This window comes from Lactobacillus rizhaonensis, assembly GCF_036246345.1.
GTDB lineage: Bacteria > Bacillota > Bacilli > Lactobacillales > Lactobacillaceae > Lactobacillus > Lactobacillus rizhaonensis.
Map to the genome: position 1 here is coordinate 20,960 of NZ_BTTV01000009.1, position 22,028 is coordinate 42,987.

The 22,028-nt window shown below is 35.6% G+C and carries 22 protein-coding genes; 10 read left to right on the top strand and 12 right to left on the bottom strand.

The window, feature by feature from the left end; genetic code table 11:
- The first annotated feature begins 23 nt into the window (after nt 1–23).
- Nucleotides 24–893, top strand: a complete 870-nt coding sequence (locus AAA915_RS09005; protein WP_338201778.1) for an alpha/beta hydrolase — start codon at nt 24–26, stop codon at nt 891–893.
- 13 nt (nt 894–906) lie between these two features.
- On the opposite strand, the gene AAA915_RS09010 is transcribed toward AAA915_RS09005, so the two are convergent.
- Nucleotides 907–1,260, bottom strand: coding sequence for a MerR family transcriptional regulator (locus AAA915_RS09010; protein ID WP_294603868.1), 354 nt, complete (start codon nt 1,258–1,260; stop codon nt 907–909).
- 318 nt (nt 1,261–1,578) lie between these two features.
- Here AAA915_RS09010 and AAA915_RS09015 point away from each other — a divergent pair, with 318 nt between their 5' ends.
- Together AAA915_RS09015 and AAA915_RS09020 are read left to right on the top strand one after the other, a co-directional pair.
- Nucleotides 1,579–2,451 (top strand): LysR family transcriptional regulator, encoded by an 873-nt coding sequence (locus tag AAA915_RS09015; protein ID WP_338201776.1) that lies wholly within the window; start codon nt 1,579–1,581, stop codon nt 2,449–2,451.
- A gap of 24 nt (nt 2,452–2,475) precedes the next feature.
- Complete coding sequence (locus tag AAA915_RS09020; protein WP_338201774.1) at nt 2,476–3,168, top strand: carboxymuconolactone decarboxylase family protein; 693 nt, start codon at nt 2,476–2,478, stop codon at nt 3,166–3,168.
- Between the two features lie 49 nt (nt 3,169–3,217).
- On the opposite strand, the gene AAA915_RS09025 is transcribed toward AAA915_RS09020, so the two are convergent.
- From AAA915_RS09025 to AAA915_RS09040, 4 genes are all read right to left on the bottom strand, one after another.
- Entirely contained in the window at nt 3,218–3,994 is a 777-nt protein-coding gene (locus AAA915_RS09025; RefSeq protein ID WP_338201772.1) for an ABC transporter permease, read from the bottom strand.
- A 6-nt stretch (nt 3,995–4,000) separates the two neighbouring features.
- Nucleotides 4,001–4,771, bottom strand: coding sequence for an ABC transporter permease (locus AAA915_RS09030; protein ID WP_338201770.1), 771 nt, complete (start codon nt 4,769–4,771; stop codon nt 4,001–4,003).
- Nucleotides 4,771–5,715 carry an ABC transporter ATP-binding protein gene (locus AAA915_RS09035; protein WP_338201768.1) on the bottom strand — a complete coding sequence of 315 codons (945 nt, stop codon included), beginning with the start codon at nt 5,713–5,715 and terminating at the stop codon, nt 4,771–4,773. Before AAA915_RS09035 ends, AAA915_RS09030 begins: the two co-directional genes overlap by 1 nt.
- A gap of 133 nt (nt 5,716–5,848) precedes the next feature.
- The gene (locus AAA915_RS09040; protein WP_338201766.1) at nt 5,849–6,742 is read right to left on the bottom strand and encodes an EamA family transporter; all 894 of its coding nucleotides are present in this window, start codon (nt 6,740–6,742) and stop codon (nt 5,849–5,851) included.
- A 382-nt stretch (nt 6,743–7,124) separates the two neighbouring features.
- Here AAA915_RS09040 and AAA915_RS09045 point away from each other — a divergent pair, with 382 nt between their 5' ends.
- Genes AAA915_RS09045 through AAA915_RS09055 form a run of 3 tightly spaced genes read left to right on the top strand, consistent with a single transcriptional unit; the run spans nt 7,125 to nt 9,658 of the window.
- The gene (locus AAA915_RS09045; protein WP_338201764.1) at nt 7,125–7,847 is read left to right on the top strand and encodes an ABC transporter ATP-binding protein; all 723 of its coding nucleotides are present in this window, start codon (nt 7,125–7,127) and stop codon (nt 7,845–7,847) included.
- Between the two features lie 5 nt (nt 7,848–7,852).
- Entirely contained in the window at nt 7,853–9,010 is a 1,158-nt protein-coding gene (locus AAA915_RS09050) for an ABC transporter permease (RefSeq protein WP_338201762.1), read from the top strand.
- A gap of 30 nt (nt 9,011–9,040) precedes the next feature.
- A complete protein-coding gene (locus AAA915_RS09055) occupies nt 9,041–9,658 on the top strand; it encodes a TetR/AcrR family transcriptional regulator (protein ID WP_338201760.1) in 618 nt (205 codons plus the stop codon).
- A 60-nt stretch (nt 9,659–9,718) separates the two neighbouring features.
- On the opposite strand, the gene AAA915_RS09060 is transcribed toward AAA915_RS09055, so the two are convergent.
- The 4 genes from AAA915_RS09060 to AAA915_RS09075 form a co-directional block, all read right to left on the bottom strand.
- On the bottom strand, nt 9,719–10,942 hold the full coding sequence (locus tag AAA915_RS09060) for an ABC transporter permease (RefSeq protein WP_338201758.1): 1,224 nt from the start codon (nt 10,940–10,942) through the stop codon (nt 9,719–9,721).
- Nucleotides 10,935–11,831, bottom strand: coding sequence for an ABC transporter ATP-binding protein (locus AAA915_RS09065; RefSeq protein ID WP_338201756.1), 897 nt, complete (start codon nt 11,829–11,831; stop codon nt 10,935–10,937). Before AAA915_RS09065 ends, AAA915_RS09060 begins: the two co-directional genes overlap by 8 nt.
- A 216-nt stretch (nt 11,832–12,047) precedes the next feature.
- Nucleotides 12,048–12,725, bottom strand: coding sequence for an NAD(P)H-binding protein (locus AAA915_RS09070; RefSeq protein WP_338201754.1), 678 nt, complete (start codon nt 12,723–12,725; stop codon nt 12,048–12,050).
- Nucleotides 12,726–12,884: 159 nt separating this feature from the next.
- Entirely contained in the window at nt 12,885–14,864 is a 1,980-nt protein-coding gene (locus AAA915_RS09075; protein WP_338201752.1) for a PTS sugar transporter subunit IIABC, read from the bottom strand.
- A gap of 207 nt (nt 14,865–15,071) precedes the next feature.
- Here AAA915_RS09075 and treR point away from each other — a divergent pair, with 207 nt between their 5' ends.
- Both treR and treC read left to right on the top strand, forming a co-directional pair.
- On the top strand, nt 15,072–15,803 hold the full coding sequence (gene treR / locus AAA915_RS09080; RefSeq protein WP_338201750.1) for a trehalose operon repressor: 732 nt from the start codon (nt 15,072–15,074) through the stop codon (nt 15,801–15,803).
- A complete protein-coding gene (treC, locus tag AAA915_RS09085; RefSeq protein WP_338201748.1) occupies nt 15,800–17,452 on the top strand; it encodes an alpha,alpha-phosphotrehalase in 1,653 nt (550 codons plus the stop codon). Before treR ends, treC begins: the two co-directional genes overlap by 4 nt.
- Before the next feature lie 87 nt (nt 17,453–17,539).
- Here treC and AAA915_RS09090 read toward each other — a convergent pair whose 3' ends face one another.
- Together AAA915_RS09090 and AAA915_RS09095 are read right to left on the bottom strand one after the other, a co-directional pair.
- Nucleotides 17,540–18,031 (bottom strand): PTS sugar transporter subunit IIA, encoded by a 492-nt coding sequence (locus AAA915_RS09090; RefSeq protein ID WP_338201746.1) that lies wholly within the window; start codon nt 18,029–18,031, stop codon nt 17,540–17,542.
- Between the two features lie 241 nt (nt 18,032–18,272).
- Nucleotides 18,273–19,166, bottom strand: a complete 894-nt coding sequence (locus AAA915_RS09095; protein ID WP_338201744.1) for a LysR family transcriptional regulator — start codon at nt 19,164–19,166, stop codon at nt 18,273–18,275.
- 116 nt (nt 19,167–19,282) lie between these two features.
- Between AAA915_RS09095 and AAA915_RS09100 the strand changes: the two genes are divergently transcribed.
- Complete coding sequence (locus tag AAA915_RS09100) at nt 19,283–19,825, top strand: PAS domain-containing protein (RefSeq protein ID WP_338201742.1); 543 nt, start codon at nt 19,283–19,285, stop codon at nt 19,823–19,825.
- A gap of 379 nt (nt 19,826–20,204) precedes the next feature.
- Here AAA915_RS09100 and AAA915_RS09105 read toward each other — a convergent pair whose 3' ends face one another.
- Nucleotides 20,205–21,170, bottom strand: a complete 966-nt coding sequence (locus AAA915_RS09105; RefSeq protein WP_338201740.1) for an NAD(P)H-dependent flavin oxidoreductase — start codon at nt 21,168–21,170, stop codon at nt 20,205–20,207.
- Nucleotides 21,171–21,283: 113 nt separating this feature from the next.
- Here AAA915_RS09105 and AAA915_RS09110 point away from each other — a divergent pair, with 113 nt between their 5' ends.
- The gene (locus AAA915_RS09110) at nt 21,284–21,838 is read left to right on the top strand and encodes a TetR/AcrR family transcriptional regulator (RefSeq protein WP_338201738.1); all 555 of its coding nucleotides are present in this window, start codon (nt 21,284–21,286) and stop codon (nt 21,836–21,838) included.
- The last annotated feature ends 190 nt before the right edge of the window (nt 21,839–22,028 follow it).

A 22,028-nucleotide genomic window follows, 5' to 3' on the forward strand; every position in this document is an offset into this window, starting at 1 on the left:
GCTTCACCAAGGACTGACTAATAATGACCAGAAAACATAAAACTATCCTTTTTAGTACATTAATAATAGTCATGTTGCTATTAGGCGTTTATTTTTTCAAAAATAATAATTACCAGCAGAAAAACAGCTCCCGCATCCGCATTGATACACCAACACTTTTTATTCACGGCTGGGGCAGCAGTTATCATGCCGAAGAAAGTATGGTGACTTATGCCCAAAAGCAGCATGCTACTAATTCTGTCATACGTGCTGATGTTGACCCTAACGGTAAAGTCACTTTACTAGGAATAATTAAAAACCGGGCCAAGAACCCAATAGTTGAAGTCAATCTCCAAAATAATAAGAGCATTTTTACCGGAATAAATAATCAAATCACTGCTATGAACAAAAGCAGCAATTATATTAAAGATGTAATCACTGCACTGCAAAAAAGATACCGTTTTAACCGAATTAATTTAGTAGGACATTCAATGGGTAATTTACAAATTGCCTATTACTTGCGTAACAATGCCGCTAATGCGCACATGCCTCATTTAAATAAACAAGTTTCAATCGCCGGTCATTATAATGGTTATATTGGAGAACAAGGAGCACCAAATAAAACTGTCTTAAGTCGCGCTGGCAAACCCCGGCAAATGAGTGCGGGGTATCGCGCACTTTTAAGTTTAAGAAAAAAATTCCCCAGAAATGCCGCAGTTTTAAATATTTACGGTGATACGGGAAGCGGCAGCGATGGTGATGTCAATGTTAACTCTGCCCGTTCTTACCGTTATTTAGTCAGCAAGCGCGCCTACTCATATCAGGAAAAAGAAATACGGGGTCCTCGCGCTCAGCACAGTAAATTACATGAAAACAGACAAGTTGATCGCTTGCTAGTTAACTTTTTATGGTAAATTACAACTGGATTTACTGTATCTTACCTTGATCGTATAAACTTATTTTGTTTTTTAACCGAGCAATGGTAACTTGAATATTTTGGTCTTGCTTTTCTAGCCTATGTAATTCTTTAACTAAAATTTGCCGTCTGGGCTTCTTGGTATCACTCCCCTGTTGCAATAATTCTGTATACTCCAGCAAGTCTTTCACGGGAATTTTCACCTGACGCATGCATTTAATAAAACTAATCCAAGTAAGATCTTTTTCTTCGTAATTCCTGACCCCATGCTCTTTTTTGACTTCAGGTATCAGACCCATTTTTTCATAATATCTAAGAGTTACAGGAGTCAAATCTACTCTTTCAGCTACTTCTGAGATTTTCATCACTATTCTTCTTTCTGGCTACTTAAACTTAGATCTAAGTTTAAGTATTAGCTAAATTATATTAAGTTACACTCAGCTGTCTTTCTAGCTTGTTTTACCTAATATTGATTGAAAAGTAGCCTATAATTAATAGTTATAGGCGCTTTTTCTATATTGCATTTTTTATTATGAGTAAAAAATTATCTTATTTTACTTAGTAATTAAAATTCTATTACAACACTTTTTTATGTAAAATACTTATTAAACATGATGTAGTATAACCTGCTTGCATAAAGACTTTCCGTTATACTAAAAGCATTAGTCAAAAAGGAAGCTAACATGGAACTAAGAGTTTTAAATTACTTTGTAGCCGTGGCTCAAGAAGGCAATATGACTCGTGCTGCTAGAAAGTTACTTATTTCTCAGCCAGCGTTATCAAGGCAAATTGCTGATCTGGAAGCTGAACTCGGCGTTAAATTATTCAATCGTAAGTCGCGTCATTTATCTCTTACGCCTGCAGGTCATTATTTACTTGAACAGGCACAAGAAATTTTAGATTTAACTACTAAAACGAAAAGAAATCTGGCAAAAGCTTCTTTTATTAGTGGCGATTTGACAATTGCTGCGGGAGAAAGCATGGGGATGCAAAGGATTATGAATGTGGTCAGCGTAATTATTAAAGAGCATCCTACTGTTAAAATTCACTTATTAAGTGGAGATTACTGCTATGCTGAGCGCAAGTTAGATAACGGAACAGTTGACTTTGCAGTCATTATCGGGGATGTTCCTTTAGCTAATTACGCTTCTTTAACTTTACCCGAAAGAGATACTTGGGGAGTTTTAATGCCTGCTAATGATCCCTTAGCGCAAAAAGCAGTGATCAGACCAGCAGACTTACAAGGCCGCTCTTTACTAAATTCACAGCAAGCAGAAAAAATGCACCTTTTTCAAAACTGGCTGGGAAATTATTATGACTCCGTCAATTTTATTGGCAGCTTTAACCTGAACTTCAATGGTACTTTAATGGTTAAAAATCATGCAGCATTAATGCTCACTCTAGATAAATTAGCTGATACCTCTAAAAGCTCAGGCATTACATTTAGAAAATTACAGCCAGCGCTGCACCAAGCTATCAGGGTGGTTTGGAAACGTGAAGTTAACTTATCACCAGTTGCTGAACTGTTTTTAAAACTATTACAGAAATCAATTTAAACTACGCAAAAAAGAGGTTTTTTGATGACTAATAATATTAAAAGTCAATTTCAAGACTTGATAGAAAATTATGCAACAGATGTAGAACATAATTGTAAAAAGCATTTGCAAAAAGACCGCGTGCTAATACCGTTAATTGCCAGCACGGTGCAAGGAGTAACAACTGTTTTTCCCGACCAAGTTACAAAAATTTTGGATGCTAAAATAAAACCAGAAATTTTACTAGAAATGTTATTCCAATTAGCTCCTGTGATCGGAACACTAAAAGTTGAACAAGCCTTAGAGCAAGTACAAACCGTTTTCGACCAACGAAAGATAGTATTAAACTTCCCGCAGATTGATTCAGATCCAAATTATGGGGCAAAAGTGCAGGAAAAGCTTTATGGTACTGAAATAAAAACATTATTGCATGACTTGCCTGATGAAGCCGGCAGTTTTATTCCGCATGCTTTAACGGAACACTTTTTCAACGATTTTTACAAGCGCCAAGAATTAAATGTTCGCGACAGAGAACGCTATGAGTTGCTGGCATTAATCACCATGAATGTAGATTTTCAGATTAAGGCACATGCACGTGGCAGTCTGAAAGCCGGCAACAGTGAAAGTGAACTGATTTGGTCAACAATTCAATTACTGCCCTACATTGGTTTTCCTTTTGTGATTAACAGCGTACAAGTTATTCACCAAGCAGCAGAACAAATGAAGGCAAAAGAGTAACTGAAATTTAAAAAGCCCTGTAGCCATAAGCTACAGGGCTTTTTTAGTGTTAACTGCCAGTACTTTGGTATTTTTGTAAAAATACTCGCCATAACTGATAAATTAGGATAAAAAAGAATACACACGCGGCAGGAATTAGCAACAACCATATCCACTCATGTTCGACTGCAATTTTTTCCTGTGGAATTGAAGCAACCCAACCGATTGGCAAGATAAAGGTCATAATTATCCTTAAAGCCGACGAATAGATCGCTAACGGATATTTACTCATATCAAAAAAATCAAACGTTGTTTCTGCCAAGTTGGCTAAACCATTAGAAAGTAGTGCAACTATATTACCTAATAAGGCCAATCCCAAAAAGATAAGCGAAGTAAAAAGTGAGATAAAAATAAACATGGCTGTGATATACCACGGATTATGTAACTGAATATCCACAATTATCAACAGCAAAAGCGCAACAATTAAGTCACCCCATGCGTCCTCATCCACACGTTCATTAACAAGTTGAAATAAAGGATTGACGGGTTTAATTAAGATTGTATCTAAGCGCCCGTCATGAATATAATCAGAAATATTGAGCGCATTGACAAAAAAGCAGCGAAAAATAGCAAAAGCTAAAGTTGCTAAAGCGTAAGTTAAAAGCAATTGTGCAAAACTATAGCCTTTAATGCGGGGCACTATATTGAAAATAAATCTCAAAGCCACAATATTAAGCACATTTTGAATAATTATACCTGCTAGTGCAAAATAAAAGTCCAGATCATAAACAGCAAGTGCTTTTAAATTCACTTTCAAATACATACCTAATAGCTTTAAATATCTCATTTATTATTAACCTCCTTGAATCACAGTCGAAACAACGGAGCGTTTAAACAAGAATTTAAAGAGTACGTTGAACAGGATAATGTAGAAAAGCTGGATCAGGACCACTTGAACAAATAGCGCCCATGATGGTTTTTGCGCCAACATTCCCACTGCACCAAAAGAATACTGAAATGGCAGAAAAGATGCCACCTTTTTAATTATGGCAGGATAAAAATTGGTTGGAAAAATGTTGCCAGCTAAAACAAGTAATATTGCCTCTTTAAAGGTGGAGATGCCCCAAATACTATAAGTGTAAAAAGAAAATGTCCCTAGGAGTAGTTCCAGCTCAAAATATAATAGATAAGCTAAAATTGCTGTCACTAAGACCATTAAAATGGTGCTGAGTGCAATTTTAAAATGCAAAATCAACAAACAAATTAATAAATCTACTGTGCCAATCAAGGCAAATTTGACAATTGAATAGCCGATGCTTTCCCACAATAGCTGCGTTGCAATTGCTACTGGCTTTAACAAATCAAGTGCAATATCACCAGAACGAATTTTATCGTTCACTTCGTAACTGGTTTTAGGAAAAAGCACGGTTAAAAGCTGCATTAATACCAGATAACTAATTGTTTGTTGAAATTCACTGGTCGGCTTGCCTGTTAGAACAGCTTGCCACAAAAAATACTGCACGGTAAGCGAGATTAAAGTAGAAAAGAGCCAGAAAATTAAGGCATATTTTGAAGCTAGTCCTTTTTTTATGCCTATTTTAATAAGCATCATTCTATATCTCATTATTGCACCCCCTGTCGCGTGAGGTGCGCTAATAAATATTCCAATTTATTACTCTTAACTTCAATATTGGCAACTGGGATGCGGGCAGTAATTGTGCTTAACACTTCTTTGAGATTTGCCTGCTTAATCTTGGCAATCTGATATGAGCCGTTTTCAAGCTGCACCATGTTAGGCCACTGCTTTATTAAATCAGCGCTTAATTTATCCGCACTAGTAAAAGTGATGGATGCAGGTACATCTAGTTCCGCGAGTTCTTGAATACTTTGATCTAATACCAACTGACCTTGATTCAAGATTAAAATGCGCGAGCATACTTTGGCTACTTCATCGAGATCATGTGAAGTGAAAATGATCGTTTTATCAGTTAATTGTTGTAAAAATTGCGTAATATTATTTTTAGTAAGAACGTCAAGACCGATTGTAGGTTCATCTAAAATAAGCAGTTCAGGATCGTGAATAAGAGCTGCAATAAATTCAGTCTTCATCCGTTGACCTAAACTAAGTGTCCGCACAGGCTGCTCTAAAAATTCAGTAGCCTGCAGCATTTGCGCTAGCTTGGTTACCCGTTTGATAAAAACTCTTTCAGGTACTTGATATATTTCACGGTTGAGTTTAAAAGTGTCCATTGCGGGCAAATCCCAGCGCAACTGACTTCTTTGACCAAACACAACCCCTATTTTGGCTGCATTCTTTTGTCTGTTATTAAGCGGATCTTTGTCAAAAGTCTTGATACTGCCGCCATCAGGCTGCAAAATACCTAAAATCATTTTGATCAAAGTCGACTTACCGGAACCATTCAGCCCCACCAAGCCAACATGATCTCCTTGATGAATTTCTAGAGAAACGTTTTTTAGTGCATAAAAAGTGCGATATTCTTTGTGAAACAGCTTAGCTGCTTTCACCTTACGATACCGTTTCGCCAGGTTCTTGGTTTCAATTATCATTAATTATTCCCCAATACTTAATTCAGAGTGCAGGTTTCATCCCCAAATAAAAACCAGCACTTACCTTGAACCGGCGTTTCCAAATCATAGCGCCATTATAGCGCTTAATTTTTATTTTTCCAAACTCTTGCAGTTACTTTGAAAATAAAGCCAAGATAAAAATGGCCACAATTACCAAGATATCTGCAAACTTCATCTTTTCTTTAAGGAATATATCGCCAAAGATGACACTATATAAAGAGGTCATGTTTAAAAAGATCCAGGCAATGCTTGAATTGGGAGAAGATGTTGCCAAAGTATAAGTTACTTGCGCTAAAAGCGTTAGAACCGCCCGGGAACCATAAATTAGATAAACCTTACCTTTGAGATTTTCAGCGCTGATTTTGAGAGTTTTGTTTTTATAAATAAAAGTAATTAAGGTAATTAAGCAGCGCACATAAATTGTCATAATAGTAAAAAAGACCAGATCAATCGGTTTGATTAAGCCTTTAGTTAATAACGGTGAAAGTGCTGCTTGAATAATCAACAAGGGCGCAATTACGGCAAAAGTCGTCAACAGGTTTTTCAAATTTAAATTATTATGGCGCTGCTCAAAAATAATATAAATAACCACGATCACAGTGGAAATAATAGAAACTAAATATGAGGATTTGCTAAAGTAACCCATAGTCAGCAAAATGGCCCAAGGAATGAAAAGATCGGTCACTTTACTCAATAGCACAGACTGCATGATTGAAACTTTTTTAAAGACATAGCTGTAGCCGTAGGCAACTACTTGAGCCAGAAAAGCATATAAAAGGACTTTGATAATGTAATTGTTGGTTATCCTAGGACTGGGAAAACTGTGCAGGACGTAAATCAGAAAGAAAGTTACTAAAACCGAACTGCATATATTATTTAAGAAGTTCACATCAATTGAACTTTGCTTCCGATACCCCATTTGGTAACGGTCAATAACTGATATTATTCCTCTAGAAAATGAAGAAATAGTGGCAAAAATAATCAACCAAATATTACTGATAATCATGGTTCCTCCATATAACAAACATAGTCTAAAACTATTACTAATATTTTGGTCTTTGCAACCACAATTAAAAAGTCATAGAAATATTTATTACCAGTAACTATGAGTTGTTCCGTTACTAAAATCCAGCCATTGGACATACAAAGTTTAAATATATTCAAATGATATCCACTAAAGACTAATCATAAAAATACAGTATTTAACTTAAAGATTATTTTATTATACACCAAGTTAAAAATTCAAAAAAGTGACTGTGAGTCTTAATTATTTAAAAAATTGAGTTGCGTTGACCAAAATTCATTTTTCTAACTCATTGTTCTTTACAAGTGAGTAACTACTTACTATAATATTTCTTTGTGAGTGATTACTCACTTTAGGAGGAAATATGAACAATTTTATTGAAATTCATAACTTAGTTAAAAAATATGGTAAACAAACCATTTTAAACAATGTCGATCTAACACTTAAAAAAGGCGAAATCATCGGTCTAATTGGTCCCTCTGGTGCAGGAAAAACTACCACAATTAAAACTGCTTTAGGAATGGAAAAGGCGGACTCGGGATCTGCCTTAGTTTTAGGAAAGCAGATGCCGAATAGGAAAATTTTAGGTGAAATTGGCTACATGGCACAATCAGACGCCCTATATACTTCACTAACAGGAGCAGAAAACCTGGAATTTTTTGGTGAAATGAAGGGTGTTGCTAAAAAAGATATAGCAGAACAAATTGAATATGTCGCTGAAGTAGTTGATTTAACAGATGCATTAGATAAATATGTTAAAGAGTATTCCGGTGGCATGATGCGCCGCCTGTCGCTAGCAATTGCCCTACTTTCTTATCCTAAATTACTTGTTCTAGATGAGCCCACTGTCGGAATTGATCCCGCTTTACGTAGAAAAATATGGCATGAATTAAATAATTTACGTAGTCAAGGCTGCAGTGTATTAATCACCACTCATGTTATGGATGAGGCTGAAAAAACTGACCGCGTTGCCTTGCTTCTTCATGGTGAAATTATTGCTTTTGATCACCCGCAAGTTCTTGAACAGAATTATGGCGTACCAACCATTGAAGATGTCTTTTTAAAAGCAGAACAGAAGGAAGGATAAAAATAATGAGAGTAACAGCAATTGTCAAAAAAGTTTTAAAAGAACTTTTTCGTGATAAAAGAACTTTAGCAATGATTTTTCTGGCACCTATTTTAGTTTTGTGGTTGATGAATGTAATGTTTGCTTCCAATTCATCAACCAGTGCTAAGCTGGCGGTGGTTGATGTCCCTCATCAAGTAAACAAAAACTTAGACAAAGTGGATCACGTTTCCATAAAAAAATATACCGACAGAACTCAAGCAAGAAAGAAACTAAAACAAAATAAAATCGATGGTGTGATCTACTACCACCACCACAATAAATACTATGTAGATTATGCTAATACGGATTCGAGCAAAACTGCTCTGACCAAACAAGCTTTGAAAGCGGCAATCACAGGGCAGTCAATTACTAAAATGAAAACAGCACTAACCCAGAGTCAGAAGCAGTTAGTTAAATTGTCTAAACAATTAACTATTGTAGCGCAAAGAAATGGTATGCACGTGCCGACTAAACCAGGTACACAAAAGAAGGCAAAAAAAGCTAAGATTATCAATAAGTATTACTACGGTAACAGTGATACAGGCTTTTTTAATAAGATTGAGCCCATCTTAGTTGCCTTCTTTATCTTCCTGTTTGTTTTTCTTATTTCAGGAATGGCACTGTTAAAAGAAAGAACGACAGGCACTTTGGACAGATTATTAGCCACTCCCGTTAAAAGAAGTGAGATTATCTATGGTTATATGATCAGTTATGGCATAATTGCTATCATTCAATCAATAATCATTATTGGTGTCACAATCTGGTTATTAAATATTGAAGTAGCAGGAAATGTATTGTGGGTAATTTTAATTAGTATTCTAGTAGCAATGGTCGCTTTAGCCTTTGGCTTTTTGCTATCAACTATTGCAGAATCAGAATTTCAAATGATGCAGTTCATCCCACTTGTAGTTGTGCCACAAATATTCTTCTCAGGTATTATTCCCCTCGATTCAATGGCCAACTGGGTATCTTATCTGGGTAAAATACTGCCACTAACTTATGCTGGTGACGCATTAAATCAAGTAATACTTTATGGCCGCGGATTTGAATCATTTGCTGGTGATATGTTAGCTTTATTAATGTTTATCGTTGTTTTAGTAGCATTAAACATTGTTGGCTTAAAACGGTACCGCAAAGTATAATTAAGCTAAAAGCAGAAAAAGGTGATATTTTTGGTCCAAGTTATTTCCGCATATGAAAAAGAACTAAACAATGAAAAAATTCCAGCCGGGAAAAAGAAGGTATTGTTAGCAGCACTTGATTTATTTTCAAATCAAGGCTTTCATGCTACTACCACCTCTAAAATCGCAAAAGCGGCTGGAGTGAGCGAAGCCACAATTTACAAGTATTTTCAATCAAAAGATGATTTGCTTAAAAAACTACTCAGTCCCTTATTTATTGAATTACAGCAAGACTTTATTGGCAGTCTTTCCCAATATCAAACTTTGGACGCATTGGTCACTTTTATTGTCAAAGACCGACTTGAATTTATTAAAGCCAACTTTGATTTTATCAAGCTGCTTTTACAAGAAATACTGACTGACCCCAAATTACTGCAATATTTTAAAGACTTAATCAGTAAAGAAACTGATTTTATTAATGTGTTCAACAGTTGGAAACAAAAATTTTCTGAAATTGACCCCCATTTAACCTCAATTGAAATAATTAGGGTAATTATTGGACCCATTGGAGCCTTTGCCTTGCAAACGGACTTCTTTAACTATCAAGGAGACACTACTAGCGATTATAGTTTGATTAAAAAACAAATTATTGCCGGACTAACCAATTAAGAGCAATTTAGTTTTACATAAAAAGACTAGGACTTTTTCTATCCTAGTCTTTTTTATTACTTATGCTTTACTATATGCCAGCCCTCGTTTTAGTCTCTTCCAAAAACTGGTATCTTCTGTTTGTAAAATTACGCCTTGATAGATTTTACTAATGTATACTGTTAAACCAACAATACTTACTATTAAAATTACCAGCGACAAAATAACTTCCATATTACCAACATGGCCATTAATTATACGAATTGGCATCATGAATGAGGAAAAGAATGGCACGTAGGATAATACTTGCGGCAGAATTTGTTCTGGGTTAGTAATAAGCGCAAATGACAGGAAAAATGCAAGCAAGGAAAGCATTGTAGTACCTTGAGCAGCTTTTGAAGAATCTTCAGGCTTGGCTACTAAAGCTCCCGAAAAGGCTGCTAATATCGTGTAAATAATTACACCAAGAATCAGAAAAATGAGATTGACATTTAACAAATTGCCCAAAATTTTATTTATTACTACCTGGTTGTTATGCATGAAAGAAGCCGTAATTTTTGCATGCAATGCCCAACGGTAAGTTGCCCAGCCGCCAACAATATAGATTACGAGTTGAGTAATAATTACGCCGAAAATACCCAAAATTTTGCCTAAGAAATATTTAGCAGCAGTTGTACTGGAAAAAATGATTTCCATAATCTTCGTGCCCTTTTCAGAAGCTATTTCTTGAGCTGTAATGCTACTGTAGGACATCAAAACCATGTAAACGACCATAATCACAATAATTAAAGACACCATTTTAACCAATTTATCTCTCTGATGATTTTTCTGGAGTACTTCGCGATATTTTGGCTGCTGCTGTAAGGCTTTAATTTGATGTGGCGCTAATTGCGCTTGCTGCAAATTAAGCTGACCCTGCAAGACTTGTAAATAGCTTTTTACTTTGGGTTTCAATTCATCATCAATAGGTGACGCTCCGTGATAAACTGCCTTAACCTGGTTTTTTTGTGTTTCAAATACCAAGTAGCCATCAACTTTTTCTTTTTTGACAGCTTTTTTAGCAGATTCAGCGGTTTTAATTTTAGCATCAACATATTTATCATTATTTTTAATAAAGTTTTGGCGAACCTGCTCATTGGAACTGATAACTGCAATCTGACTATCTGAACCAGAACTAGCACCGATAGCTCCTCCTAAAGCACTACAGCCAATTATGAAAAACGGTCCCAAAATCAAAAGCAGAAAAGACCAAGATTTAACTTGATGCCAATAAGTTTGTAGCGTTACGGTCCATAATTTATTCATGTTGTTCACCAGCTTCCATTTTAAATATTTCATCAAGTGTTGGTGGTTGTTGCCGGAATTCCTCAACATATTCACCGTCGGTCAAAGCGTCAAAGACTTCCGGACCGCTGTTTTCATCGTCAATCCGCAAGAGATATTGGCCATGAGCTTTCTTTTCCACTTTTTTAACGTGAGGGAGCTGCTGTAATTCTGCAAGCGACTTAGTAGTTTTGCAGTAAATTTCCGTTTTACCAAATGAGTCACGAACAGCGTCAACTGTACCACTTAAAACAACTTGTCCCTTTTTCAACATGATCAAACTATCGCAGATTTCTTCAACATTTGACATATCATGACTGGAAAAAATAATTGTCGCATTACGCTTTTTAGCATCCAAAACTGCGTTTTTAAGCAAATCTGCATTTACCGGATCCAACCCACTAAATGGTTCATCCAAAATAATTAATTTTGGCTGGTGAATCAAAGTACAAATTAATTGCACCTTCTGCTGATTACCCTTCGAAAGTGTTTTTATTTTGTCACTTTTCTTACCCTGCACATCAAAGCGTTTTAGCCAGTCATCAATTTGCGGCTTTATTTCTTTTGCTGGACGGCTTTTTAGCTCCGCCAAATAAACAATTTGTTGTTCAATAGTCATTTTGGGTAGTAAACTGCGTTCTTCCGGCAAATAGCCGATAGTATCAAAAGTTTTTTCAGTAATGGGCTGGTCTTCCCAGGTGATTTTTCCTTCATAGTGCAGAAAGTTTAAAATACTGTGAAAAGTGGTAGTTTTCCCCGCTCCATTTTGACCAATCAAACCCATGATTTCACCAGGCTGAATGGTAAAGTTAACATCTTTAAGAGCCTGAAAATCACCAAAGCGCTTACTTAAATGTTCTACTTTTAGCATGGCCCCTCCTTTATTCTAATAATAACATAAGTTGATTTTACTATATGCATTTATGTAAAAGCAATACTTTTTTAATTTAATCAAACTTAAAGCAGCAATAATTGCTGTACTCTGTCATTCATCTTTTACTGGGTTTTAGCCCAAAGTAAAAGGCTAATAAATCATGTTAATGAAACATTAATTTATTAGCCTGTTAAAGTTTATGAACAAATATTTTTAGTGGAAGTTTGTAATTGCCTGTTTAATAGGTACTGACCCATTAGCAATATCAAATTCCTTTTGGTGTAATTTTCCCGTTAAAATAATATCAGCAATCGTTTGGGCCACATCTTGACGAGTAATTGTCATATCTGCAATGGAATCAGTAAAATGACTTGCTACTTTTATTTTCCCTATTGCCTTTTGATTAGTCAGTGCAACTGGTCGTAAAATTGTGTAGTCCAGTGAACTGTGTAACAACCATTGATCAGCATAATATTTTGCCGCATAGTAATAATTTTGTGGACCTGCTGCTGGTGCATTATCCGACCAAAAACTGCGATCGTCAGATTTAATCGCACTAATCATGATAAAACGCTGAATGTCAGTTTCTTTTGCCGCATTAATTGCTTTGACTGCACCATCAAGGTCAATCATCATTGTTGCATCAGCACCTGTTTTGCCACCTGAACCGGCCGCAAACACTACTGTATCGGCCGTCTGCATAGCCTTTGCCAATTGCCCTTGCGGCCCTGATAGATCAACAAATGCAGTAGTAATTCCCTTTTCTTGATATGCTTTTTCCTGCTCATGTGAACGCAAGCCTGCAATGACCTGGCAATTCGTACTTTCTTGTAGAATTTTTACCAATAATTGCCCAATCTGTCCGTGAGCACCAATTATCAGAACTTTCATTTTCAATCACTCCATCCACAATAATTCATTTTATTATAGTTTAACCGAATATTTCAAAATACATTATAAAAGGGCTCTTGACTAATCACTATTAGTTTTAGAACCCTTTTATATAATTCAATATTTTTTAAAAATTAATCTATTAAACAACCCCACCTATTATAAATCAGCTAAATTCTTTTTCTTGGGTGCAGTTTTAGGACTATCAGCATCATTCTCCTTATAACCAAAGAAGTAAGTCAAAGCAAAAGCAGCAACAATAGTCACAATAGAAGCAATCCAAAAGTTCAGCAGGTTATTAGGATTGCCTTGTCCGGCTTTAGGAACAAAGGATGGGAATCCAATCAAACTGCCAGTAAAGCCATACATATCAACTTTAAGCAGACCGTTTACCAAACCGCCAATGGCAGCACCAAGACTGGAAGTCATGAATACACGACCGTACTTTAAGTTAACACCATACATTGCCGGCTCAGTAATACCTACAGCTGCAGAAATAGCAGCACTTAAAGATAGTCCCTTTAGGTCAGGATTGTGCTTGGTCTTAAACCAGACGGCAAGGGCACCAGCACCTTGTGCAATCATAGTTACTGAAACAATACCGTTTAAAATACTGTGTCCCGTGGCAGCAATATCATTCGCAATAATTGGAACTACTGCCCAGTGCAGTCCGAAGATAACCAGTATCTGGTAAAGACCACCGATGATTAAACCGGAAAGTGCGGTGTTGACAGTTAACAGCCATTGCAATACTTTGGCAATTCCCGTAGAAATAAATGAAATTACAGGTCCTACGATAATTAAGACTGTCATCCCTACTAAAAAGATTTCCACTAGAGGAGTAAAAATTTGTCTTAATGTGACTGGCATCCACTTCTTAATCCACGGTTCAATTTTAGCAGCCATCCAAGCCGCGAAAATCATAGGGAAAATTGAATAAGTATATTGCGGAATATGAATTGGAATACCGAAAAAGTTGGCGTTAATACCAACACCAGCTAAGTAGTAACTAAATTTACCACTGGCATAAATCTTTACTAAGTCAGGATAAATTAGAAAACCGCCGATAATAGAAACAATTACAGGATTAGAACCTAACCTTTGAGCAGCCGTAAAGCCAACAATTAATGGTAGGAAATAAAAAGATGCATCTCCCATTGCATTAATAATGGTGTATGTTGGCGAAGCCGTAGACATGTGGCAAAAGTTGGTTAAAATGTTAAGAATACCTTTTAACATACCACTGGCGGCCAGTAAACCAATTACAGGCATCATAGAGCCGGTAATTACGCCTATTAACTGGAAGAAACCATTTTTAATCTTGCCACCAATAGTTTGGTTAGCCTCTGGAGCCGGAGTTGCAGGTGTAGCTTCTCCTTGCCCAGCATATTCAGGTCCGAGTAGTTTAATTAGCTCGTCATAAACGTCCTCTACCGTTTGCCCAATTACTATCTGATATTGGTTATTAGCACGAGTAACATCTATTACTCCTTTAATGTTATTAACTTCATCATCATTCGGAATGCTATTATCGTTTAAAGTAAACCGCAGACGAGTAAAACAGTGCATAACGTTTTTAACATTATCAGCGCCACCAACAGCCTTAACAATTTCACGCGCCGTAGTTTGGTATTTATTTTCATTTTTGTTAACTGCAGCTGGTGCTGATTTAGTCTGTTTTAAAGTAATAGTAGCAGCTGATTCGCCAGCAGCTTTAGTGCCAAGGGAAAGGTCAATACCAGCTAAAACATCTTGAGTATTTGTAATTGCCAAGATGACGGTATCATCCTTTTGAGCATCTTTGATAGCTTGAAGATCCATTGTCCCTAATTGCTGTCCTGCTTTCACCTCAGAGTTTGCTGTTACTTGCAAATCAAATGGTTTACCGTCAAGTTCGACAGTATCTATGCCCAAGTGAAGCATAACTTCCACACCGTCTGCAGTCTGCAGGCCAAGTGCGTGCTTAGTTTCGGCCACCATTATCACTTTACCTGTTACAGGCGAGACAATTTTCCCAGAGCTAGGTTTAACGGCAAAACCTTCACCTAACTTCTTCTGAGAAAAAACCGGATCATTAACATCCTCGAGGTTAATGACCTCACCAGCAACAGGTGCCAGTATTTTTATCGTATTACTCATAATTACGCCTCCATGAAACTACCACATAAAAGGTCGTCATATATATTGATAACGCTTTCCTTAAGATTATAGTTCTTGTATAGACAGGTGTCAACAAATTGCTTATTATATTGTTGTAATAAATAATTATATATTATTTTCCAGACTAGACAGGTTAAAATTTAACTTAAGGTGGTATGATTAATGTTAAAAGGTGGATAACAAATAATGAGAGCTAAATATTTACAAATTGCGGCAGATTTAACAAATAAAATTAAGCACGAACAATATGCTGCCGGTGATTTTTTGCCAAGTGAACCAGCACTATCAGAACTATATAATGTTTCACGTGAAACAGTAAGAAAATCTTTAAATGAACTCTTAGATGCTGGCCTAATTCAAAAAATAAAAGGTAAAGGTTCAGTAGTTATTAATGCAGCGCGTATCGCCTTTCCAATTTCTAATATTGAATCCTTTGATGAACTTAATAAACAAAAACAAATGCATGCTGCAACCAAAATATTGGAATTAAAAGACACGCAGGTGCCTTTGACTATTAGTAAACATTTATCCTTAACAGAAACTGCTGCAACTTATGTGTCCCGTTTACGATTAATCAATAATGAACCAATTGTGGTTGATGAAGATTATATTTTAAAAAAATATGTACCTAAAATCTCGGTTGAGCAAGCTCAAAGCTCTTTATATCAGTATTTTGAACATAATTTAGGACTTGAAATTGATTATGCAACTAAAACCATTACCGTAGAACCAGCTAGTCAAAACGTAATGCAGCAGTTGCAACTTACCAATACCAATTTAGTTGTAGTAGTGCGCAGTTTAACCTATTTAAAAGATACATCTTTTTTTCAATATACTATTTCTCAACACCGGCCTGATAAATTTAAGTTTGTAGACTTCGCACATAGAAAAGCACAAAATGGAGGACTTATATTATGAGTTTAGCTGACAAAGTGATTTATCAAATATATCCCAAATCATTTTATGACAGCAATGGTGATGGTATCGGAGACTTAAGGGGGATTATTGAAAAAATTCCTTACTTAAAGAAATTAAATATTGATATGATTTGGTTCAATCCTTTTTTTGTATCTCCCCAAAATGATAATGGTTATGATATAGCCGATTATTATGGTATTGATCCGTTATTTGGTACAATGGCTGACTTTGAAGAATTAGTCACAAAGCTTGGACAAAATCATATTGGTGTGATGCTTGATATGGTCTTAAACCATTGTTCTACTGACCACATTTGGTTTAAAAAAGCTTTAGCCGGAGATAAGCATTATCAAAAATTTTTCTACATTAGAAATCCTAAACCAGATGGCAGTATGCCCAACAATTGGACATCTAAATTCGGTGGCTCAGCTTGGGCACCTTTTGGAAATAGTGGTAAATATTATCTTCATTTATACGACAAAACTCAAGCTGATTTGGACTGGCACAATCCTGAAGTCAGAAAAGAACTGTTTAAAGTAGTTAACTTTTGGCGCGATAAAGGTGTCAAAGGCTTTCGCTTTGATGTAATTAATGTTATTGGTAAAGATGAAAAACTTACTGACGCACCCCAGAACACCGCCAGTAAGTTAATGTATACTGATCAACCCATAGTGCATCAATATCTAAAAGAATTAAATAAAAAAACTTTTGGTCAGCAGCCAGATGCAATTACTGTCGGGGAAATGTCATCAACGACTATTGCTAATTCTGTTGCTTACACTAGAAAAGATAATCATGAGCTATCAATGGTTTTCACTTTTCATCATCTAAAAGTTGATTACCAAAATGGCCAAAAATGGACCAGGATACCTTTTGACTTTTTCGCTTTAAAAAATGCTCTTAACGAGTGGCAGATTGGCATGAGTCAAGGTGGCGGCTGGAATGCTCTCTTTTGGAACAACCATGATCAACCCTGGGCCTTAAGTCGTTTTGGTGATCCTGTTAATTTTCGCGAAAAATCTGCAGAAATGCTGGCTACCGTAATGCATTTATTACGTGGTACACCTTATATTTATCAAGGCGAAGAAATCGGCATGATCAATCCTAATTACCAGACAATCACTGACTATGTAGATGTAGAAACGCTTAACGCTTATGACGAGCTTAAAAAAGAAGGCTTAAGTGATGCAAAGGCTCTGGCAATTATTCAGGCTAAATCTCGTGATAATAGCAGAACCCCAATGCACTGGGATGATACTGCTAATGCCGGTTTTACTACAGGAATTCCTTGGCTTAAGCCTAAAGATCAAGATAAAATTAATGTTGCAGCTGAATTGGATCATGGTGAAATTTTTTCTTATTATCAAAAACTGATTTACTTGAGAAAACATTATCCCATTATCGCCAAGGGAAGTTATGAAGCGATTGACTTGGATCATCCACAAATTTTTGCTTATTGCAGACTTTATCAGGGACAAACTTTACTGGTAATTAATAACTTTTATGGTAAAAAAATTACTTATAGCTTACCCGACGCTTATCAAGGACGACAAGCGCAAACATTGATTAGCAATTATCATAAAAACTTACAGGAGGTACCAAAAACTTTAGCTTTACATCCTTATGAATCACTGGCCTTGTTAATATAGATTAACGCAAAAATACCTCCAAATTTAGGACAAATTTGGAGGTATTATCTTTGGAAGACTTAATCTGTTTTTGTTTATCAAAAATACCTATCCAATAAGTAAATCATTGGCTTTAACTTCTGCACCATCATCCTGGTTCAGTTTGATTTCTTTTTCATATCCACTGGTGAACACAACAATGACAGTAGGGTCCAACTTGTTATCAGTTACAACATTCTTATCAAATACTTCTAATTTTTGACCTTGAGTTACTTCGTCATCTTGGTGTACCATCACTTCAAAGCCCTCTCCTTTTAAGTTCACAGTATCAATACCAATATGAATAAGAATTTCGACACCTTGCGCAGTTTTAATACCCACGGCATGTTTTGTCTTGGGAAGAGCCTCAATTTTACCTGCTACAGGCGCATAAACGGTTACTTTATCCTCATCAGGAATAATGGCAAAACCATCTCCCAGCATTTTTTGTGCGAAAGCCGGATCGTTTACCTTTTCAATTTTTTCAAGTTTCCCACTAATCGGTGCAGTGACAGTAAAATTTTCCGGCTTCTCTTGTTTCTTACCAAACCACTTAAACATTCTCTTAACCTTCTACTTTCATTAACCTTAAGTAATTAATTTCACACTTTATTACAATTTTAGCTTTCTAACTATTAACAAATATATACTTTTTAACAAGAAAAACTAGTAACGAAAAAACATTTTCTTGTTTTTTAAGAAAATCTCTCCAAAAGTGCTTTTTGGATAACTCTCGATATAGCAGCTTGTTCCTACTTAATTCACAAAAACGTTTAATATATAAAAACAAAGGGACTTCTCTCTATTCAAAATCAAAATTAAAATTTTGAATAAACTTGATAAATTGATAGACAATTCTTTTCTCATTGTTTTTCTGTGTAATAGCCACTAAATTAACTTGTGGTTCCCATTTAAGGGGAACATAAGTTAAACTACTATCAAGTTCCGGATAAATACAGTAGAGGCCTAATCCCATACCTTGATTTGCCTTAAGCAAAACATTTAAAGAAGATATCTCATCAGCATAAGTAATATTTAAATCTCTATTCAGATGAATAATCTTATTTTGTAGATTAATGATATCTGCCGCTGCCCATCTATTATCTAAAAATACCAGTTTTTCACCCTGAAAATCTGTCAATTTAATTATACTTTTTTTACTCAAAGGGTTATTTTGCGGGATAATTACTTTAAACGGCTCTGTTTCAATTGGATAGACCTTAATATTACTTAAATCTTCAGCTTCCAATCCTGTTGTCAACATAACATCCAAATTGTTAGACACTAATTGCTGCTTTAATTCGTTGCGATTCAAATTTACCAATGCAAATTTAACTTGAGGAAACTTTTTTTGAAATGAACTTAGCCAAAGGGGAATATATTTATCATTAAAAGGATTATATGAATAGCCAAAATTTATTTGCAATCTTTCTTTCTTATCTTTTTCCTGAACCTCCTGTACTGCAGAATTATAGTTATTAATTAACGGCCTGATTTTTTGATAAAAAACTTCACCATTTTTCGTTACATTAACATAGCGCTTGTTGCGATTAAATAATTTGACACCAATCTCATCTTCAATAGCATTAATATCATGTGTGACAGTTGGCTGGGTAGCATGAATTGCCTTAGCAGTTTTTGTAAAATTTTTTGTTTCAACTAAATTAACAAAAGTAACAAGTTTCTTTATATCCATATCTTATTCCTTATAATTTATTTTTATTATTAATAACTGATATTAATTTCACTTATAAGTATAAATAAAATATACTAGCTTTGTAAGCGGATTATATAATAAATAAGGAGATTAAAATGGTTAAACATACAGAAGAAGCTACCAGTGACTGGATTGCCGAAACAGCTAAACAAGTTAATGCTGCTAAGGGCTCAGATTATGTAGAATTAGATCAAGGATTATTAACAGTTGACCAAATCGATGCATTGCTCAATTGTCTGCCACTTGAATTAATTACTATTGACAAAAACGATCGATATGTCTATTGCAATAATGAAATTCCTAAGGAAATGTTACTTTCACCGCGTTGGCCTGAAAAACTTGGTCAAACTTTATCTGAAGTTCATAAAAAGACCTCAATGCCTCATGTTCAAGAAATAATGGATTACGCCAAGACTGGTAAAACCTATAAACTTATTAAACCAAGTGATAACGAATATATGGTTGCCTCTTTTAAGAATATGATTGACAAAAATGATCAATATGCTGGAGTAACCGAATGGATTGTTGATCTATTGCCAATCATTAACTGGTACTTAAAACAAACGGGACAGAAACTGGTTCCTGATGAAAGCAAAAAGGCAACCGATGTAGATTCCGGTGCCTCAATGCAATCATAAATATAATATGAATTCTTAAGTTGGAATGCCTTTTGGATTCTAACTGAGAGCTAACTCTTTAATAACTAGCACGTAAAAAAGCTCTATTGATGGGATAGAGCTTTTTGTGTGATTCCAATGGAATCGCTAAACCATTTATATATTTATATTCTAGCATAAAATTGTTGCAAAAAGAGAATTACCAATTTTTAAAGCAATAGTTCTTAATCATCATCTTTATTAAGATCTTTTTTCAGTTTTATTTGTTTAGCTAAAAACTTAAAGGCAGCGTCACGGCTAGATATATTTCAACTTTTATTAAATTCGCAATGTACTTAACAGCGTCATCACCTGTACTGCAAATATTTCCTCATTTCTGCGAGGATAATTAGCAGATGAATTACAACTCGACATTTTGCAATGATTGCAGAACGCTTTCAGTATCTTGTAACACATCAGCAATAATCTGTTTAACAGATTTTGTTTCTTTAATTAGACTTAAATCTTGGCCAACCATAATTGCGCCATTTTGCGTATCACCTTGATACATGCCCATTTTGATAGTTTTAGCATCAAGGCCAGCTTCTTTTTGAGCAGCTTCAGCCTTCAAATGAGTAGCTTCTAAATCTTTGATTTGATCAGAAAGGTTATTAGCAATCATTCTAAAAGGCGCGTCATTAGCATAAGAAACTTCGGCAGTGGCCATATCTCCTGCAGCAATAATTGCTTGTTTTGCTTTATCATTAATCGGTAACTCATCTGCTACTAAAAAAGCAGTGCCCATTTCTATCCCTTCGGCTCCTAAAGCAAATGCTGCAGCACCACTATGACCATCTACAATACCACCGGCAGCTACTACAGGGATATTAACTGCTGCTACCACTTGTGGCACTAAAGCCATTGTGGACTCAAAAGAAACATGACCGCCTCCTTCCCAGCCTTTGACGACTACCAAATCAGCTCCCGCTTTTTCTGCAGTGACCGCATCGGCCAAATAACTGGCCTTGACAATTATTTTCATGCCCAGTTTATGCCAGCGGGGAAAATATTTTTGGCACAAAGCACCATTAAGTCGCATAGCATCAGCATAAACTACCGGCGGTTTAGTTGCTATCAATACTTCATCTGCTTGCTGAACAATTCCCTCTTGCGTGATTGCGTTAACGGCAAATGGTTTTTCAGTCAATTTTTTAGTTTTGTTAATTTCTGCAATGCTGGCGTCTTTGGGCATATAACCTAAGCCCAATACTCCCAAACCACCAGCATTTGAGACCGCAGACACTAAAGGAGAAAGTGAAGTAAACGCCATTGCACCCTGAATTACTGGCTTTTCAATTCCTAATACTTCTTTTACTCTATTAACCATTTAGTTTTTACCTCCATCACTTATAAATTTGCTAAAATTAGCATAACGATTCTTTCGTTAAGGTGTAATGACAAATATTTAAATTTTGTCGAGTCAGAAGAAGGCATTACTTAATGGAAAAACAAAATCCCAGTTTAGAGTTACGCCTAAGTAACGCGTTATTTAGCTTGTTGAATGATAAAGATTATGAACAAATCACAATCACAGATATCACCAAAAAAACTAAAGTGGCCAGAACAACTTTTTACATTTGTTTTGACAATAAAGATGAATTGCTGCGCTTTTCTATTAACCGGTATATGATTCCGTTTGTAGCCGGTTTGCGCAACTCACTTAATCTTAAACCTAAAGACAACATGACCAGAACTATTGCTGCACTGAATGATATAGCGCCACAAATTAAATTTCTGCCACTTCTACTTAGCATCAAAACCGCAACATTTAATCCCAGTCGCGAAATCGAAAATAGTGTAAAAAAAGAAATCAGGCAGATATTACAAAAGGAAAAAATTGCTCCCGATATTTTAGAATACTTTGCCAGTCTTTATTTTGTCAGTTTATTAGAAACACAAAAATGGTGGGCCAAACATCCCAAGGTTGCCCCAGCTAAAGTCGCTCAACTAATTCACCAAAGCTGCTATCGCGGACTTATTTCACTTCTTAATTAACACAAAAGAACCAAGTAGTTTACTTGCTGCTTGGTTCTATTCATTTACTCTATTATCAACAGAATTTCTTATAGAATGTCAAGTATCAAAAAGATTTAAAAATGGGTATACTAAAGGTACTTCAAAAAGGCGCCTTTTTGAGAGTTAAATATTTGTTTAGCAGTTAACCTTTATTGACGTACAGCTTGTT

What these genes read in the sequence shown, in the direction of transcription:
- AAA915_RS09005 (WP_338201778.1), top strand. Translation starts at nt 24, where the DNA reads ATGACCAGAAAACATAAAACTATCCTTTTTAGTACATTAATAATAGTC.
- AAA915_RS09010 (WP_294603868.1), bottom strand. Translation starts at nt 1,260, where the DNA reads ATGAAAATCTCAGAAGTAGCTGAAAGAGTAGATTTGACTCCTGTAACT.
- AAA915_RS09015 (WP_338201776.1), top strand. Translation starts at nt 1,579, where the DNA reads ATGGAACTAAGAGTTTTAAATTACTTTGTAGCCGTGGCTCAAGAAGGC.
- AAA915_RS09020 (WP_338201774.1), top strand. Translation starts at nt 2,476, where the DNA reads ATGACTAATAATATTAAAAGTCAATTTCAAGACTTGATAGAAAATTAT.
- AAA915_RS09025 (WP_338201772.1), bottom strand. Translation starts at nt 3,994, where the DNA reads ATGAGATATTTAAAGCTATTAGGTATGTATTTGAAAGTGAATTTAAAA.
- AAA915_RS09030 (WP_338201770.1), bottom strand. Translation starts at nt 4,771, where the DNA reads ATGAGATATAGAATGATGCTTATTAAAATAGGCATAAAAAAAGGACTA.
- AAA915_RS09035 (WP_338201768.1), bottom strand. Translation starts at nt 5,715, where the DNA reads ATGATAATTGAAACCAAGAACCTGGCGAAACGGTATCGTAAGGTGAAA.
- AAA915_RS09040 (WP_338201766.1), bottom strand. Translation starts at nt 6,742, where the DNA reads ATGATTATCAGTAATATTTGGTTGATTATTTTTGCCACTATTTCTTCA.
- AAA915_RS09045 (WP_338201764.1), top strand. Translation starts at nt 7,125, where the DNA reads ATGAACAATTTTATTGAAATTCATAACTTAGTTAAAAAATATGGTAAA.
- AAA915_RS09050 (WP_338201762.1), top strand. Translation starts at nt 7,853, where the DNA reads ATGAGAGTAACAGCAATTGTCAAAAAAGTTTTAAAAGAACTTTTTCGT.
- AAA915_RS09060 (WP_338201758.1), bottom strand. Translation starts at nt 10,942, where the DNA reads ATGAATAAATTATGGACCGTAACGCTACAAACTTATTGGCATCAAGTT.
- AAA915_RS09065 (WP_338201756.1), bottom strand. Translation starts at nt 11,831, where the DNA reads ATGCTAAAAGTAGAACATTTAAGTAAGCGCTTTGGTGATTTTCAGGCT.
- AAA915_RS09070 (WP_338201754.1), bottom strand. Translation starts at nt 12,725, where the DNA reads ATGAAAGTTCTGATAATTGGTGCTCACGGACAGATTGGGCAATTATTG.
- AAA915_RS09075 (WP_338201752.1), bottom strand. Translation starts at nt 14,864, where the DNA reads ATGAGTAATACGATAAAAATACTGGCACCTGTTGCTGGTGAGGTCATT.
- treR (WP_338201750.1), top strand. Translation starts at nt 15,072, where the DNA reads ATGAGAGCTAAATATTTACAAATTGCGGCAGATTTAACAAATAAAATT.
- treC (WP_338201748.1), top strand. Translation starts at nt 15,800, where the DNA reads ATGAGTTTAGCTGACAAAGTGATTTATCAAATATATCCCAAATCATTT.
- AAA915_RS09090 (WP_338201746.1), bottom strand. Translation starts at nt 18,031, where the DNA reads ATGTTTAAGTGGTTTGGTAAGAAACAAGAGAAGCCGGAAAATTTTACT.
- AAA915_RS09095 (WP_338201744.1), bottom strand. Translation starts at nt 19,166, where the DNA reads ATGGATATAAAGAAACTTGTTACTTTTGTTAATTTAGTTGAAACAAAA.
- AAA915_RS09100 (WP_338201742.1), top strand. Translation starts at nt 19,283, where the DNA reads ATGGTTAAACATACAGAAGAAGCTACCAGTGACTGGATTGCCGAAACA.
- AAA915_RS09105 (WP_338201740.1), bottom strand. Translation starts at nt 21,170, where the DNA reads ATGGTTAATAGAGTAAAAGAAGTATTAGGAATTGAAAAGCCAGTAATT.
- AAA915_RS09110 (WP_338201738.1), top strand. Translation starts at nt 21,284, where the DNA reads ATGGAAAAACAAAATCCCAGTTTAGAGTTACGCCTAAGTAACGCGTTA.